Here is a 16,712-nt window from a genome sequence, read left to right as displayed (position 1 = left end):
CAAAGGCGCGGCGGTTGTCTCTGAATCGTAGGGTGGGTTAGCGAAGCGTAACCCACCCTTCCCAATGCCGCGATATCGGTGGGTTACGCCTTCGGCTAACCCACCCTACGTTCCACGTTCACACCCGCTCGATAATGGTCGCGGTGCCCATGCCGCCGCCGATGCACAGCGTGATCAGCGCGGTCGACTTGTTGGTGCGCTCGAGCTCGTCGAGCACGGTGCCGAGGATCATCGCGCCGGTGGCGCCGAGCGGATGGCCGAGCGCGATGGCGCCGCCATTGACGTTGATCCTGGCGTTGTCGATGTCGAAGGCCTGCATGTAGCGCAGCACCACCGAGGCGAAGGCTTCGTTCAGCTCGAACAGGTCGATGTCGGACTTCTTCATGCCCGAACGCTCGAACAGCTTTTCGGTGACGTCGACCGGACCGGTCAGCATCATCGCCGGCTCCGAGCCGATATTGGCGAAGGCGCGGATTTTGGCGCGCGGCTTCAGGCCGTGCTTGCTGCCGGCTTCCTTGCTGCCGAGCAGCACGGCGCCGGCGCCGTCGACGATTCCCGAGGAATTGCCGGCGTGGTGCACGTAGTTGATGCGCTCGATTTCCGGATGCGACTGGATCGCCACCGCGTCGAAGCCGCCCATGGCACCGACCGCCGCGAACGAGGCCTGCAACTGGCCGAGCGACTGCATCGTCGTGGTCGGCCGCATGTGCTCGTCCCGGGCCAGGATCGTGAGGCCGTTGATGTCCTTGACTGGCACCACCGAATTCTTGAAGCGGCCTTCGTCCCAGGCTTTGGCGGCGCGCTGCTGGCTCTGCACCGCATAGGCATCGACGTCGTCGCGCGAAAAACCGTATTTGGTGGCGATCAGGTCCGCCGACACGCCCTGCGGCATGAAATAGGTCGGCACCGCGATCGACGGGTCCATGGGCCAGGCGCCGCCGGAGGCGCCGATGCCGACGCGGCTCATCGATTCGGCGCCGCCGCCGATGACAAGCTCATGTTGCCCGCTCATGATCTGGGCGGCGGCGAAGTTCACGGCATCGAGACCCGAAGCGCAGAAGCGGCTGATCTGGACGCCGGGGACGGCTTCGCCGAGGCCGGCATTCATGGCCGCGAAACGCGCGATGTCGGAGCCGGCTTCGCCGACCGGATCGACCACGCCGAGGATGACGTCGTCGACGATGTCCTGCTTCAGATTGTTACGCTCCCTGAGCGCCTTCAGCGGCACCGTGGCCAGCGCCACCGCGGTCACTTCATGCAAAGCGCCATCGGCCTTGCCGCGGCCGCGCGGCGTGCGAACGTGATCGTAGATATATGCCTCAGGCATGAAGCCCTCCTGGTATGAGGATCATAATTTATAGGAAGCTGTAGCGGCAGGTTGAGGGCCGCCGAGGCCCTCTGCGATCAGAAGGCTTCCGCCGCCAATTCCATTGTCGTGTCGCATCCGGTCTGGATGCGGGCGAGGTGCAGCGCGGTTTCCGGCAGCATCCGTTCCATGAAGAAGCGGCCGGTAACGAGCTTGGTCGAGAGATAGGGCGTGGCTCCGCTGCCCGCAATCTTGTCCTGGGCGACTTTCGCCATTCGCGCCCACATATAGGCGAAGGTGACGAGGCCGAACAGCTGCATGTAATCGGTGGCGGCGGCGCCGGCATTGTCGGGCTTCATCATTGCGTTCTGCATCAGCCAGGTGGTGGCCTGCTGCAGGTGGCCGAGCGCGGTAGAGAGCGGGGCGACATAGGGCTTCATGGCCTCGTCGCCGCCGTGTTCCTTGGCGAAGGCGGCAACTTCGCCGAAGAACGCCATGATCGCGCGGCCGCCGTCGCGCGGCAGCTTGCGGCCGACCAGGTCGAGCGCCTGAATGCCGTTGGCGCCCTCGTAGAGCATGGCGATGCGGGCATCGCGCACGAACTGCTCCATGCCGTGCTCGGCGATATAGCCGTGGCCGCCATACATCTGCTGCGCCAGCACTGAGTTGGAGAATCCGACATCGGTCATGACGCCCTTCATGACCGGCGTCATCAGCCCCATGTGATCGTCGGCCTCCTGGCGATCCTTGGGATCGCTGGAGCGGTGGGCGACGTCGCTCTTCAGCGCGGTCCAGATCACCATGGCGCGCGCCGCCTCGTTGAAGGCGCGGATGGTGAGCAGCGTGCGGCGCACGTCGGGATGCACGATGATCGGGTCGGCCGGCTTGTCCGCCGCCTTGGCGCCGGTGAGCGAGCGGCCCTGCAGACGTTCGCGGGCATAGTTGGCCGCGTTCTGGTAGGCGACTTCGGACTGCGCCAGCCCCTGCACCGCGACGCCGAGCCGGGCCTCGTTCATCATCACGAACATGCCCTGCATGCCCTTGTTTTCCTCGCCGATCAGCCAGCCGGTGGCGCTGTCGTAATTCATCACGCAGGTGGAATTGCCGTGGATGCCCATCTTGTGTTCGATCGAACCACAAGTGACGCCATTGCGCGCACCGAGCGAACCGTCGGCATTGACCAGGATCTTGGGCACCACGAACAGCGAGACGCCCTTGATGCCCGCGGGCGCGCCTTCGATGCGAGCCAGCACCAGATGGATGATGTTTTCGGTGATATCGTGCTCGCCGGAGGAGATGAAGATCTTGGTGCCGGTGATCTTGTAGCTGCCGTCGTCCTGCTTGACGGCCTTGGTGCGCAGCAGGCCCAAATCGGTGCCGCATTGCGGCTCGGTCAGATTCATGGTGCCGGCCCATTCGCCGGCCACCATCTTCGGCACGAACATCTTCTTCTGGTCGGGCTTGCCGTGCACCATCAGCGCCGCGGTGGCGCCCATGGTGAGGCCGCCATACATCGAAAATGCCATATTGGCCGAGGACTGGAATTCGGTGACGGCCTGGGTCAGCGTCACCGGCAGGCCCTGCCCGCCATATTCCACCGGCGCCGAAAGGCCGAGCCAGCCGCCTTCGGCGACCTGCTTGAAGGCTTCCTTGAAACCCCTGGGCGTCGTCACGGACCCGTCGTCGTGGCGTTTGCAACCCTCGAGATCGCCGACGCGGTTGAGCGGCTGCAGCACTTCTTCGGCGAGCTTGGCGGCCTCGCCCAAAATCGCATCGCGCACATCGGCGGAAGCGTCGCTGAAGCCCGGAAGGTTGTCGTAGCGGTCGATCTGGAACACATCGTTGAGCAGGAAGGTGACGTCTTCCACAGGGGCTTTGTAGATCGGCATTCGCATCCTCCCGGCTGGGCTCGCTCCATGACGGGAGCCTTCGCAGCAATCATTGGGTTTCAGAAAGAACCTTATCCGGTTCCGCAGGTCATAGGGAGCTACTTCGGGGTCGCGCTTGCCGCACTGGCCGCCAGTTGCTCCCCCATCAGCCGGTGCAGCAGGTTGATCGCCTTGAGCGGACGCACCATCACCTTGAAATTCATGATCCGGCCGTCAGCATCGAAGGTGATGATGTCGACGCCGTTGAGCTTGATGCCGTCGATCTCGGTCTGGAATTCGAGCACCGCGCCGGTGTCGCTGCGCCATTCGCCGGTATAGGCGAAGCCCGGGCCGCCCAGCACCTTGTCCGCGCTCGCCAGATATTTGAAGGTGATGTCGCGGCCGCGCTGCGGCGTGTGCACGACAGGGCTTTCGAACACCGCGTCCGGATGCAGCAGGTCCCACAGCGCCGCGCGGTCGTGGGACTTCATGTAGCCGTACCATTTGTCGAGGCCGGTCATGCTCATCGGACGTCTCCTGTCCATGAAAGCGCGGCGGGCGCGCTATCATATGCACATTGACGCATATGCACTTTTATGCATATTGTCAAGAATAGTTGAAAGGTGGCTTGGAGGGCTCGCGCTTGGCGCTCGGTGACGCAATCCTGGCCTGCCTGACGGAAGGTCCGATGACGGGCTATGAGCTCGCCAAGACCTTCGACGCGTCGATCGGCTTCTACTGGAAGGCCAACCACCAGCAGATCTATCGCGAACTGACCAAATTGCGCGATCGCGGCCACATCGAGGGGTGCGAGGTGGTGCAGACAGGCAAGCCCAACAAGCTGGTCTACACCCTGACAACAGAGGGCCGAAACGCGCTGCGGCACTGGGGCGCGCGGCCGAGCGTGCCGCCTTCGATCAAGGATGACCTGCTGGTGCGGCTCTACGCACTCGACGCCGTCGATATCGGCCCCTTGCGCGCCGACCTGATGGCGCGGCTGGAGCATCACCGCGACCGCTGTGCCCGCTATGAACGAATCCTCACCAAGCGGTTCCCGGAAGGAACAGCCTCGCCGGCGGATACCGGCAAGCTGCTGGCGCTGCGTCTGGGCGTTCGTCATGAGCGCGTCGTGGTGGAGTGGTGCGAGGAGGCCCTGCATGCCCTGCCGGCCAGCGCCGCCGGTCCGGCAATTTGACCGGCACGGCAACTTTCCGGAGCCGCCGGGCCATTCCTTAACTGGTTATTTACCGTAACACGAAAAAGTCGATTTCTGAGGCAGACGACCTGCGCGGAATTCGATTGTCTCTTCACTGGGACGCGCGGGGAGGCTGAAGGCGCAGGTTGGCGCGCCGGAGTCGGAACCGGACGAGAGCATGAATTCGCGCGTATCGTGGAGTGTTGAAGGCATCGATCCATCCGTGCGCGAGAGGGCCGAGGCCGCCGCGCGCCGCGCCGGCATGTCGCTGAACGACTGGCTCAATTCCACGCTCGGCGATTCAGCGCGCCCCGGTTTTCAAAGCCCCTACGATCAGCCCGCGGCGATGCCCGGGCAGGAGACGCCCGAGGTCTCCGACATCCACCAACGGCTGGATTCGATCACCCGCCAGATCGAGCAGATTTCGCAGCCCAGGCCGCGCAGAGATTCGCCGCGTACCGACTTGCCGCGCAGCGACGTGCCGCACGTCGATATGCCGCGCAACGAAGCCCCGGGCGTCGCCCGGCAATTGAACGACGCGATCTCGCGCCTCGACGCGCGGCTGTCGCAGATCTCCAATCCGGCGCCGAGACAGGCCCAGATGCAGGACGGGCAGCGCCAGGCTGAAATGGTCGAGCGCGCCGCCAGCCAGGTGTATCGCCCCTCGCCCCCGCTCAGCCCGGCATCGTTCGATTTCGCGATCGCTGAAATCGTCGCACGCCAGAACGAGCTCGATGCGCCCGCGCCCCGATCGATGCCGCCGCGCAGCGCGCCGCCCAGGGCAGCTCCCATGGCGGCGCCCGCCATGCCGATGGCGCCCCCGATGCAGCCAGCGGCGCCAGCCGGTCCGGATTTCTCCTCGCTGGAGCGGCATCTGCTCAAGATCACCAGCCAGATCGAGGCGCTGCAGCGCCCCGACGGCATCGAGCAATCGATCACCGCGTTCCGCGCCGAACTGGCGGACATTCGCGCCGCCATCACCGAGGCGATGCCGCGCCGGGCGATCGAATCGATCGAGAACGAAATCCGTTCGCTGTCCCGCCGCATCGACGATACCCGCCAGAGCGGCACCGACGGCCAGGCGCTGGCCGGCATCGAACGCGCGCTCTCCGAAATTCGCGAAGTGCTGTTCTCGCTGAAGCCGGCGGAACAACTGTCCGGCTATGATGACGCGATCCGCAATCTCGGCGGCAAGCTCGACCTGATCCTGCGCGCCAATGACGATCCCTCCACGGTGCAGCAGCTCGAAGGCGCGATCTCGGCGCTTCGCGCCATCGTTTCCAATGTCGCCTCCAACGACGCACTGGCGCGGTTGTCCGACGACGTGCACATGCTGTCGTCGAAGGTCGACCATCTCGCCCGCCACGAGGGCAACAGCGATTCGCTGGCGAGCCTGGAAGCCCGCATCGCGGCGCTGACCTCGTCGCTGCAAACAACCCGCGAGCAGCCGGCAGCCGGCGCCACCAACGAACATCTCGAGGGCGCGCTGCGGTCGCTGTCCGACCGCCTCGACCGCATGCCGGTCGGCAATGACAGTGCATCGGCTTTCGCCCACCTCGAACAGCGGGTGTCGTACCTGCTGGAGCGGATCGACAATTCGACCGATCCCCGCGCCGGCAATCTCGGCCGCGTCGAGGCCGGGCTGCAGGACATCCTGCGTCACCTGGAGAACCAGCATGCGGCCGTGGTCGCGCTGGCCGAAAACAACCGCACGACCAGCGCGCCACAGCCGCTCGATAACGGCGTCGTCGACATGGTCAAGCGCGAGATGTCCGACATCCGCTTCAGCCAGTCGGAAACCGATCGCCGCACCCAGGATTCGCTGGAAGCCGTCCACTCGACGCTCGGCCATGTGGTCGACCGGCTCGCCATGATCGAAGGCGACCTGCGCAGCGCGCGCGCTTTGCCCGCGGCGCCGCAGCTGCAGATGCCGCCGGCGCCGGAACCCGTTTCCGCGCCAGCCGTCGCGCCGCGCGTGGCGATGCCGCCGCAGCCGAAACCCGAACTGCCCAATCCCGCCGCGGCGCATGAGCATTTCGCCACCGCGCCGCGCGAATTCCAGGCCGTACAGCCGCAGATAACGGCTGTCGCCGTGACGCCGCGCGCGATCAGCGAGATTCTCGAACCATATTCCGCGCCGCGCGCCGCGATCGCGCCGGACCTGCCGCCCGATCATCCGCTCGAACCGGGCACCCGTCCCACCGCGCGGGTGGCGACGCCGTCGGAGCGCATCGCCGCTTCCGAAAGCGCGATCAGCGAAATTCCGGCCGAGAGCCGCGAGCCGGTCAGCACCTCCAGTTTCATTGCCGCCGCGCGCCGCGCCGCGCAGGCCGCCGCCGCCGCGGCGCCTGCCGAAAAGGCCGGTCGCGGCCCGTTCAAGTCCGCCGCCAGCAAGGCCAAGGATTCGAGCAAGGCCCCGAACCAGGATCCGAACAAGGAGCCTTCGACCATCACTTCCAAGATCCGCTCGCTGCTGGTCGGCGCGAGCGTGGTGGTGATCGTGCTCGGCACCTTCAAGATGGCGATGACGCTGCTCGACCGGGAAACCGCGCCGCCGATGCCGGCGATGGAGAGTTCGATCGAGCAGACGCCCGCGGCCCAGCCGCCCGCGGCTGATAGCGCCAGGCCGGCCGCGCCGGCGCCCTCGATGACCTCGCCGACGCCGATCGGCCGGCAGTCGTTCAATAATGCCACACCCGACGCCACCGCGACGGTCGCGATCCCGCAGCCGGCCGCCTCACCTGCCGCATTGCCGGTACCGGCGAGCGACATCACCGGTTCGATTCCAACTCAGCCGGCTCCGCCGGCCAGCCGCAAACTCACCCAGGCGCAGGTGCCGCCGGGCGAACGGCTTCCCGAGGCGATCGGCGGACCCGTGCTGCGCGCGGCGGCGCTGAAGGGCGATGCGACCGCGGCCTACGAGATCGGCGTGCGTTTCGCCGAAGGCAAGGGCGTGACGGCGAATTACGACGAAGCCGCGAAATGGTACGACCGCGCGGCGCAGGCCGGCGTGGTGCCGGCGATCTTCCGGCTCGGGACCCTCTATGAAAAGGGTCTCAGCGTGAAGAAGGACATCGATATCGCGCGGCGCTATTACATGCAGGCCGCCGAGCGCGGCAGCGCCAAGGCGATGCATAATCTGGCGGTGCTCGATGCCGACGGCGGCGGCAAGGGCGCCAACTACAAGAACGCGTCGCAATGGTTCCGCAAGGCGGCCGATCGCGGCGTCGCCGACAGCCAGTTCAACCTCGGCATCCTCTATGCCCGCGGCATCGGCGTCGACCAGAACCTCGCCGAATCCTTCAAATGGTTCAGCCTGGCCGCGGCGCAGGGCGACGCGGATTCGGTCCGCAAGCGCGACGACATCGCCAAGCGGCTCGACGCCCAGTCGCTGGCCGCCGCCAAGCTCGCGATCCAGACCTTCACGCCGGAGCCGCAGCCCGACGACGCCATTAACGTGGCGGCCCCGGCCGGCGGCTGGGACGCGGCCCCGGTGCAGGCCACCGCGAAACCCGCGGCGAAGCCGGTCGCAACCAAGCGCGCCGCCGCCGCGCATTAATCTCAATCATCAACCAAACCGTGAGGTCGCCTTCGACCTCATGGCAATTTATTGCCCTGCGCTGGATTCTTTAGTCCCTCCCACTGCCGATTTCGGTTATGCAGGGGCTCGGCGGCCGGGCATTCGCCGCTTTCGCGGGCGCATCGCGGATTCCCTGTCGGCCAATGCCCGATCAAGAAACCAGACCGTGAGCGGCCCCGGCCGACCTGACGGCCAATAACAGAAGTACCGCGCGTGCAGCTCTACCTCCCGATCGCCGACCTTCCGGTCAACGTTTTCCTCATCCTGGCGATGGGCGCGGCGGTCGGTTTCGTGTCCGGCATGTTCGGGATCGGCGGCGGCTTTCTGATGACGCCGCTGTTGATCTTCGTCGGCATCTCGCCCGCGGTCGCGGTCGCCTCGGTTTCCAGCCACATCGCCGCCTCGTCATTCTCCGGCGCACTGTCCTACTGGCGCCGCCGCGCCATCGACCCGGCGCTGGCGATGGTGCTGTTATGCGGCGGCACCGTCGGCACGGCATTGGGGGTCTGGACCTTCACGCTGCTGCGCTCGCTCGGCCAGCTCGATCTGTTGATCGCGCTGTCCTACGTCATCCTGCTGAGCACCGTCGGCGCCCTGATGTTCTGGGAGGGCCTGCGCGCCATCATGCGGACGCGGCGCGGCGTGGCGCCGCTGGCGCGGCGCTCGGGCAGTCATGGCTGGATTCACGGCCTGCCGCTCAAGATGCGCTTCAAGCGCTCCAAGATCTACCTGTCGGTGATTCCAGTCGTCGTGGTCGGCCTGATCATCGGCTTCATCGGCGCGGTGATGGGCATCGGCGGCGGTTTCATCCTGATCCCGATCATGATCTATCTGCTGCGCGTACCGACCTCCACCGTGATCGGCACCTCGATGGTGCTGACGCTGGTGACCATGGTGATCGCCACCATGCTGCATGCGGTCACCAATCATCTGGTCGATGCGGTGCTGGCGCTGATCCTGATGGTCGGCGGCGTCACCGGCGCGCAGTTCGGGGCGCGGGCGGGCCAGAAGATTCGCGGCGAGCATCTGCGGCTGCTGCTCGGGCTGCTGATTCTCGCGGTCGGCATCCGCTTCGCGGTCGAACTCGGGATCCGCCCCGACGAACTCTTCACCGTCCGGGAAACCGGAGGTGCGGGATGATCGCGCGCGCCCCGCTCGCAGCTGTTGTCCTCGCGCTGGCGCTGGGTGCTGCCGTGCCGGCGCGCGCCGAGCGGCTGATCGTCTCGGTCTCGAACCACCGCGTCACCGTCACGCCGAACTATTCCGGCGAGGAACTGGTGCTGTTCGGCTCGGTCGAAAGGGACGCCGCGACGCCGGCGACCCGCACCGGTTACGATCTGGTCGTGACCGTCTCCGGCCCGCGCGCCGACATGGTGACGCGCCGCAAGGAGCGCAGGCTCGGCATCTGGATCAACACCGACTCCCGGCAGTTTCTTCAGGTGCCGGCCTATCTAGCGCTGTTCTCCAACCGGCCGTTCGACGCCATCGCTTCGCCCGAAGTGACGCGGCGACAGCAACTCGGCCTCAACAACGTCCTGCTCACCCAGCGGGTCGGGCCCGACTATGCCGACGTGGTGCCGAACGATCCGTTTCGCAGCGCCTTCGTGCGGCTGCGCACGCAGCACGGCCTCTATCGCGAGGAGACCTCCGCGGTGACGTTCCTGACCCCGACGCTGTTCCGCACCGGCATTCCGCTGCCCGGCGAGGTGCCGATCGGAACCTACGATGTCGAGATCAAGCTGTTCGCCGACGGCGCGCTGGTGACCAAGACCGAAACCGCGTTCGAAATCGTCAAGGTCGGCTTCGAGCAGTTCGTCGCCAATGCCGCGCGCAACAACGGCTTTGTCTATGGGCTGGTGACGGCCTTTATGGCGCTGATGACGGGCTGGATGGCGTCGATCGTGTTCCGCAAGGATTAGGTGGGCGTAGTCGCCAGCTCTCTCGCATCGTCAATGCTTGGCGCAAACGTCGAGGCGCCGGAGGCTGCGTCCGTTTTGCCCCTGTCCCGGAACAGGGGGCGGAGGTAGAACCCGGGCTTTTAGAAAAAATCGAAAACAACCCCATGCAATGCCGATAAAAGGTATTTAAATACCTCCAATCTCCGCACCGCTGGTATTTTCCCGCACCTGTTTGGCCCGGCGGCGCCCGGGTAAACCGTGGCCCGGCGGCCGGCGGCCCTATTCCCTCCTTTCGATCCAGCTTGCAGCCAGCCTCGCGTAGATTTCCGATGCGTCGCGAATGCGTTGAACGGAACAATACTCGTCGGTTTGATGAGCTTTCGCCGCTTCGCCGGGGCCCAGAATGATGGTCGGAGGATTGCCGAAAGCAGGCGTCAAGGCGGACGCATCGGTGAAATACGGAGCCGTCCGGGGTTCGGAGCCGGCGTCTTCGCCCGTGACGTCGCGGACGATCCCATAGACGTCGTTGATCCACGGAGAGGACGGATCGGTCCAGACAGCGCCGACGTCGACAATCGGCTCCAGCGAAATGTCGTCGCCAAGCTCCGCCTTCAGATGCTCCTGAATGCGCGAATGGTCCAGTCCGGGAATGCTGCGGATATCGATGCCGATTTCGGCGAGATCGGGCACCGAATTCACATTGAGGCCGGCGTGAACGGTGCCGACGTTGAGCGTCGGCGATCCCAGATAAGGATGCGGCGCCACGTTGAACTGAAAAGCTTCCAAGGCCGTGAGCGCGCGCGCGGCCTTGTAGGCGGCGTTGACGCCGAGATGAGGCATCGATCCATGGGCGGTGACGCCTTTGAGCGTGAGGCGGAGCCAAAGGGCGCCCTTGTGTCCGACCAGCGCTGCATTGGAGGTGGGCTCCGCCACAACGATCGCGCCGGCGCGTCCGAGAATGCCGGCGCGCGCCAGATGGAACGCGCCCTCGCAGCCGATTTCCTCCCCGGCAGTGATGACGAGAACCGCGCCGCTGGTGCCTTCCAGCTGCCCGGCCATGTTACCTATCGCTGCGACGAACGCGGCTACGCCGCATTTCATGTCCGTCGAGCCGCGGCCGTACATCCTGCCGTCGATGATCTCGCCGCCAAACGGATCGACCCCCCAGGGCGCGTTTCCAAGCGGAACGGTATCGACGTGTCCGGTAAAGCACAGCGGAGGCCTGCTGCCGACACCTCCGATCCTTGCAATCAAATTGGCGCGATTCGGAGCGAAACTCTGCAGCGATGTCTCCAGTCCGGCGCCAGCAAGAATGGCTTCCAGGTGCCGAATGCAACTCAGCTCGTTTCCCGGCGGGTTGATCGTATTGAAGGCAATGAGTTCGCGTGACAGTTCGATGGGATCAATCCGCATGGAATTTCTCGGGCTCCGGTTGGCTGGACTGTATGCCGGGGTGCAACCACACACCACAAATTCCGTCGTTTAGCCCGTCGAGAGACGGAACGGGCGGGCCTCTCGTAGTTCGTTCGCCGATCTCGCTTTTTGAACCAATGCGGACCTGGCGATACCTAAGTTCATGTTCAGCTCGGAGCCGAAAGGTCAATTGCGCTGTCATGATCCTGTGGCTCCCGCAAGACAGTGAACGCCGTGCCATCCATTGTTCCAGATCCAGCACAGGAGGAAATCCATGCGGAAATCTCTGTTCAAGGTCACCCTCGCGGCAGCAATCCTGTCAGCGTCGCAGCCGCTGGTCGCGCAGGACGAGGTGGATAAACAGCTCGGTCAGGTGCAGTTCAAGACATCCTGCAACGACGTGGCGCAGCGTCGCTTCGATCGCGCGATGCGCTATCAGCACTCCTATTGGTACAGCAACGCCAAGGAGGTCTTTGAGGAAGTCATCAAGGCTGACCCTACCTGCGCCATGGCGTATTGGGGCATCGCGCTCACGCTGATGGACAACCCGCACGTCGCAATCCCGCGGCCGAATCTCGCGCCGGGCCTCGCCGCCATCACGAAAGCAAGGGAGATCGGGGCCGGGACCGAGCGCGAACGCGACTACATCGACGCGCTGATGGTAATGTATGCGGACTACGACAAGGTTCCCCACGGCCAGCGCATGCGCGCGCTGCGAGACGCCCAGGCGCAGGTCGCCGCGAAATATCCTGACGACGACGAGGCCCAGATCGCCTACGCCATCACGCTCAACACGTCGGCGGACCTGAACGACAAGACTTACGCGCAGCAGACGAAAGGCGCCGCCATCCTGGAGCCGATGTCCGTGCGGCTGCCGCAACATCCGGGCGTGACGCACTACCTGATCCACCTCTACGACTATCCGGCAACCGCGCAAAAAGGTCTCGACGCCGCCAACCGCTACGCCAGGATCGCGCCGGCCGCGCCGCACGCCCAGCACATGCCCTCGCATATCTACACCCGCGTCGGCTATTGGAAGGAATCGATCGCCTCCAACACCGCCTCGGTGAAGGCGGCGAAGGCCGAGAAGTCGGTGGGCAATTACCTTCATGCGCAGGATTACATGGTTTATGCCCACCTTCAGCTCGCGCAAGACCAGCAGGCTCGCGCCGTCATAGACGACATGACAAAGGAGGCCGACTTCAAGGCGACCGTCGCGCCGGCCGACTACGCGCTGGCGGCTTCGCCGGCCCGTTATGCGATCGACCGCAGCGACTGGGACGCCGCCTCGCAACTGGCTGTGAGGCCCAGCGGCTTGAATTTCGCGATGGCGATCTCGCACTACGCCCGCGCGCTCGGCGCCGCGCGATCCGGCAAGCCGGAAGCCGCCAAGGCCGACATCCAGAAGCTCGCGGAATTGCGCGACAGGCTGCGTGACGCCAAGGATGTCTACTGGTCGGAGATCGTCGACATCCAGCGCCAGGTCGCCGTTGCCTGGGCGCTCCACGCAGAGGGCAAGTACGACGAAGCCATCAACGCCATGAGTGCCGCCGCGGACGCCGAGGACAAGACCGAGAAGCATGTGATCACGCCCGGCCCGCTGACGCCGGCGCGCGAGCTCTATGGCTTCATGCTGATCGATCGCAACATGGCAAGGGAGGCGCTTGCGGCATTCGAGGCCACCAAGGCCAAGGAGCCGAACCGCTTCCAGGGCTACGCGGGCGCTGCCAGGGCAGCCGACATGCTCGGTGACAAGGCCGCGGCGCGATACAATTATCAGCAACTGGTGGCGCTGACGGCGAACTCCGACACGGAGCGGCCCGAGGTCGCCACGGCAAAGAGGTATCTCGCCAGCAATTAGAGCGGCCAGAAGCGGAAGCGGTGGCGCGATGAGAAGGGTAGCCGGTATCGCCTTCGTGGCAGCCTTGCTGGGGAGCGTCATGGCCGCGGCCCTGGCGTGGTTCGGTCCGCCACCGCGCGCGGCTGTGATCGCGACCTTGCCGGTATGGACCGAGGTGGCCTGGCCCTTCCCAATCGATCCCTGGGGCAGGGGAAAGGCGTTCCGTTGCAAGGCGACTGATTGCGGCGCCGAGCTGAACCTTTATCTGCGCGCCAAGATCGGTTTTTGCGATTGCACGACGGGCGTGGCCGATGACGAAGCTCTGGATCGCATGGGAGATCTCGTTCTCGTCGGCGAGGCTTCACCGCTCGGCGCCGGCCGTCCGGTCAGCATTGCGTGGATGAAAGGACGCAGCCGCGCCTATGCGCTCAACGGTCGCAATCCGAATGGCAAGACGGTGATATCGGTGGCTTTCAACGAACGCTGCGACATGATCGTGGCGACGGCTGTGCTCGGCCACGACCGGCCGTCGGATACCGAGCCCGCCGTGATCGAGTTTCTCAACAGCCATACGGTGATGCGCTGGGCCGAGATCGCGCTGGGCCTCTGACGTGGCCGACTCATTGTCGCTTTCCGTCCATTCGCCTGAGAGAGTGACCCGGAGCCGAATTTCTCATTACTTGGGAACTCCCCGGCCGTACCGCCGGTGCCGTGGACGCGAGCGCCCGATCAGCCGGAGTCCAGGCCGTCCGATCTGATCCACAGCGCGCTGCCTTCAGACGATCGAAGCTCGGGGAACAGCATTGCGCGGCACCGACCCGGACGTCGGCCAACCAACCCTGGTTCCCAAACGCACCCAAAACAGCTAGACCGGCAGACGTGAAGCGCATGATCCTGAACATGCCTTCGAAAGTCAGAGACCCCCGTGAAAGCCGAATTGCACAGTGCCGAAGCATATCGTCTGGAGGCGCTCCGCCGTTACGACATTCTCGACACGCCGCGAGAGGCCGATTTCGACGAGGTGGTCGAAGTCGCGTCCGCGGTGTGCGGCACCCCCATCTCCGTCATCAATCTGATCGACCAGGGCCGCCAATGGTTCAAGGCCGAAGTCGGACTGGGCGTGCGCGAGACGCCGATCGACAGCTCGATCTGCGCGCATGCCATTCTGCAACCCGACCTGTTCATCATACCGGACACGACGCTGGACCATCGCTTCTGCGATAATCCGCTGGTGACCGGCGATCCGCGCCTGCGCTTCTATGCCGGCGCACTGCTGCAAACCGCCGAAGGGTTTCCGCTCGGCACCGTTTGCGTGCTGGACTACAAACCGCGCGAGCTGGACGAAACCCAGAAAGCTTTCCTGCGCCTGATGGCCAACCAGGTGATGAAGCTGTTGGAGTTGCGCCGCATCGCCGCCGCCGAACACTCCGCCAGGCTTCGGGCCGAAGAAATGGTGTCTGAAAAAGAAACGCTGATGCGCGAGGCCGATCATCGCCTCATGAACTCGCTGCAGCTCGTGCAATCCATCCTGGCGGTGCAGAGCCGCAGCGCATCAAGCGAAGAGACCAAGGCGCAGCTCGACATGGCCAGCAACCGGGTGCTCGCCATCGCCACGGTTCACAAGCAATTGCATCTCAGCGGCAGCACCGAGGAAATCGACATGGGCGATTTCCTCCGCAGGCTGTGCGAGAGTCTCAAGCACACCGCGCCGGCCCAGATCGATGCGATCGATCTCACGGCGGATGCCGCCATGCTGCGTTCTGACATGGCGAGCGGGCTGGGCCTTCTGGTCGCGGAGCTGGTGACCAACAGCTTCAAATACGCCTATCCGCTTGGCCAGCACGGCAACGTTGCCGTCACCTTCAAGCAAGGCCCGGACGGCTGGCGCCTGGAGGTTTCGGACCGGGGGCGTGGTCTACCCGCTGGCTTCGACGTCGACCGGAGCAAGGGTTTCGGGATGCAGGTCGTCAAGTCGTTTGTGCGGCGGCTGAACGCGACGATGACGGTATCGTCCGGCCCGGAACGCACCGCGTTCGAAATCGTCAGTCACCGGGAATGATTCGGGAGGCGCGCCGTTTTCGCTTCCCGCCATCACGCCGCCCTGTCCCCCGCATCGAGCCGTTCACATCCGCTCAGGCTTGGGTACTGGCGAGAGCGAGGTGCGAAACAGCCATCAGCCGCCTGCTTTTCCGATGATCAGATTTGCTGCCGGAATTGAGACGCGCCAGCTCAGTCCAGAGGCCGCAAACTCCAAGGCGACCTTGCCTTTGAGAGAGCGTTCAATCATGTCGTCGAACACAACATGGCCAAACCCCTTGTGAGATGGCGGGACGACCGGCGGCCCGCCTTGCTCAATCCAGTTCAAAAGCAATTGACGCGGCGCGCCCGCATCATCATCCAACGTCCAGGTCACCTTGACTGTCCCCGCCGGCCCGGACAGAGCCCCGTATTTGATGGCGTTGGTCGTCAGTTCGTGGATCGCGAGCCCGATGGCCTGCGCGGCTTCCGCGCCAACGACAATGTCGGGTCCACCAAGTTCAACACGGGAACTCTGAACGTCCACAAAGGGCTCAAGGTGTTTGCGCAAGAGATCGGCGAGCGGGGCTCCTTGCCAGCTGTTGCCAACCAATACGTCGTGCGACGCCGCGATGCCCTGCAGACGCTGCCCAAACCGGCTTTCGAATTCTTCCATGGTCCCGGCCGTCCGGGCTGTCCGACGGGCAATCGACTGGATTACGGTGAGCAAATTCTTTGACCGGTGCGATAATTCATGCATCAGGAACTGATTATGATCTTCCGCGGCCTTGCGCTCGGTGACATCGGCCACAATGCTGACCATGCGGTGAGCTTTGCCGTCAGGCCCACGAGCCACCACGTGACCGTGGCCTCTAAGCCAGAGAATTGTACCGTCCGGCCAAACCACGCGGTATTCAGACGTAAATGAATCCTGCTTGTCTGCAAGCTCGTGGAATGCGCGCATCAGATGCCGGTCGTCCGGGTGCAACGCGGACCAGTATTCGTCTTCTTCGTCACCGCGGACATGACCGCGCCCGTCGGCAAGGTTGAGGCCGAACAAAGCCATACTCTCCGGCGTCCAGAGCCGCGTCCTGTTGATCAAATCGGTTTGCCAGGTACCCATTCTGCCAGCGGCCAAGGCGGACCGATAAAGCTCCTCGCTCTCGCGCAATGAAGATTCGGCGGCGATCTGGGCGGAGATGTCAGCATTCGTACCCAACCAGCGAACGATCAGGCCTGCTGCGTCTCGCAAGGGAACCGCCCGCGTCAGAAAAGGACGAAAAATCCCGTCGCCACCCCTGATAGGAAAAGTCATCTCGAATGGTTCGCCCGTGGCGATGGAATACTTCCATCGCTGCAGTACGTCGGGCAGCCGGTGGGCATCGTGAACCGAGGTCCAGCCCCAGCCTTGCTGATTCTCGGGCGAGGTCCCCGTGTACTCGTACCAGCGGCGATTGTACCAGAAGATGCTCCCGTCCGCGTCGGCCATCCAGCATAGCGTCGGAAGGTTATTGGCAACATCGTAGAAATCTTCAACGCTTCGGAGGGTTTCCCCGGAAGGTGCGACTTCACTCCCGGCAACTGGTTTCGACGATG

The 16,712-nt window shown here is 64.6% G+C and carries 12 protein-coding genes; 7 read left to right on the top strand and 5 right to left on the bottom strand.

Annotation, left to right across the window (positions count from 1 at the left end):
- Positions 1-118 precede the first annotated feature (118 nt).
- The 3 genes from Q8N40_RS09580 to Q8N40_RS09570 all read right to left on the bottom strand — a co-directional run bounded on the left by Q8N40_RS09580 (position 119) and on the right by Q8N40_RS09570 (position 3,701).
- Positions 119-1,327: an acetyl-CoA C-acetyltransferase gene (locus Q8N40_RS09580; RefSeq protein WP_305711649.1), complete on the bottom strand. Its 1,209-nt coding sequence runs from the start codon at positions 1,325-1,327 to the stop codon at positions 119-121.
- A gap of 77 nt (positions 1,328-1,404) precedes the next feature.
- On the bottom strand, positions 1,405-3,195 hold the full coding sequence (locus tag Q8N40_RS09575; protein WP_305318989.1) for an acyl-CoA dehydrogenase C-terminal domain-containing protein: 1,791 nt from the start codon (positions 3,193-3,195) through the stop codon (positions 1,405-1,407).
- 98 nt (positions 3,196-3,293) lie between these two features.
- Positions 3,294-3,701, bottom strand: coding sequence for a nuclear transport factor 2 family protein (locus Q8N40_RS09570; protein WP_305318990.1), 408 nt, complete (start codon positions 3,699-3,701; stop codon positions 3,294-3,296).
- A gap of 116 nt (positions 3,702-3,817) precedes the next feature.
- On the opposite strand from Q8N40_RS09570, the gene Q8N40_RS09565 reads away from it, so the two are divergent.
- The 4 genes from Q8N40_RS09565 to Q8N40_RS09550 all read left to right on the top strand — a co-directional run bounded on the left by Q8N40_RS09565 (position 3,818) and on the right by Q8N40_RS09550 (position 9,868).
- On the top strand, positions 3,818-4,369 hold the full coding sequence (locus Q8N40_RS09565) for a PadR family transcriptional regulator (RefSeq protein WP_305711648.1): 552 nt from the start codon (positions 3,818-3,820) through the stop codon (positions 4,367-4,369).
- 178 nt (positions 4,370-4,547) lie between these two features.
- Positions 4,548-7,928: a hypothetical protein gene (locus Q8N40_RS09560; protein WP_305711647.1), complete on the top strand. Its 3,381-nt coding sequence runs from the start codon at positions 4,548-4,550 to the stop codon at positions 7,926-7,928.
- A 234-nt stretch (positions 7,929-8,162) separates the two neighbouring features.
- On the top strand, positions 8,163-9,089 hold the full coding sequence (locus tag Q8N40_RS09555; protein WP_305711646.1) for a sulfite exporter TauE/SafE family protein: 927 nt from the start codon (positions 8,163-8,165) through the stop codon (positions 9,087-9,089).
- Complete coding sequence (locus tag Q8N40_RS09550) at positions 9,086-9,868, top strand: TIGR02186 family protein (RefSeq protein ID WP_370870784.1); 783 nt, start codon at positions 9,086-9,088, stop codon at positions 9,866-9,868. Before Q8N40_RS09555 ends, Q8N40_RS09550 begins: the two co-directional genes overlap by 4 nt.
- 258 nt (positions 9,869-10,126) lie before the next feature.
- Here Q8N40_RS09550 and Q8N40_RS09545 read toward each other — a convergent pair whose 3' ends face one another.
- On the bottom strand, positions 10,127-11,260 hold the full coding sequence (locus Q8N40_RS09545) for a M20 family metallopeptidase (RefSeq protein ID WP_305711645.1): 1,134 nt from the start codon (positions 11,258-11,260) through the stop codon (positions 10,127-10,129).
- A gap of 274 nt (positions 11,261-11,534) precedes the next feature.
- On the opposite strand from Q8N40_RS09545, the gene Q8N40_RS09540 reads away from it, so the two are divergent.
- The 3 genes from Q8N40_RS09540 to Q8N40_RS09530 all read left to right on the top strand — a co-directional run bounded on the left by Q8N40_RS09540 (position 11,535) and on the right by Q8N40_RS09530 (position 15,159).
- A complete protein-coding gene (locus Q8N40_RS09540; RefSeq protein ID WP_305711644.1) occupies positions 11,535-13,121 on the top strand; it encodes a hypothetical protein in 1,587 nt (528 codons plus the stop codon).
- 28 nt (positions 13,122-13,149) lie between these two features.
- Entirely contained in the window at positions 13,150-13,710 is a 561-nt protein-coding gene (locus Q8N40_RS09535; protein WP_305711643.1) for a hypothetical protein, read from the top strand.
- Between the two features lie 315 nt (positions 13,711-14,025).
- Positions 14,026-15,159 carry a sensor histidine kinase gene (locus tag Q8N40_RS09530; protein ID WP_305711642.1) on the top strand — a complete coding sequence of 378 codons (1,134 nt, stop codon included), beginning with the start codon at positions 14,026-14,028 and terminating at the stop codon, positions 15,157-15,159.
- Positions 15,160-15,273: 114 nt separating this feature from the next.
- Here the strand turns inward: Q8N40_RS09530 and Q8N40_RS09525 are convergent.
- Positions 15,274-16,712 (bottom strand): sensor histidine kinase (locus Q8N40_RS09525; protein ID WP_305711641.1); only part of this gene is annotated, 1,439 nt, incomplete at its 5' end.

The organism is Bradyrhizobium sp. (genome assembly GCF_030693485.1).
In the GTDB taxonomy this organism is placed as follows: Bacteria; Pseudomonadota; Alphaproteobacteria; order Rhizobiales; family Xanthobacteraceae; genus Bradyrhizobium.
This window is presented reverse-complemented; position numbering and strand designations above follow the sequence as displayed.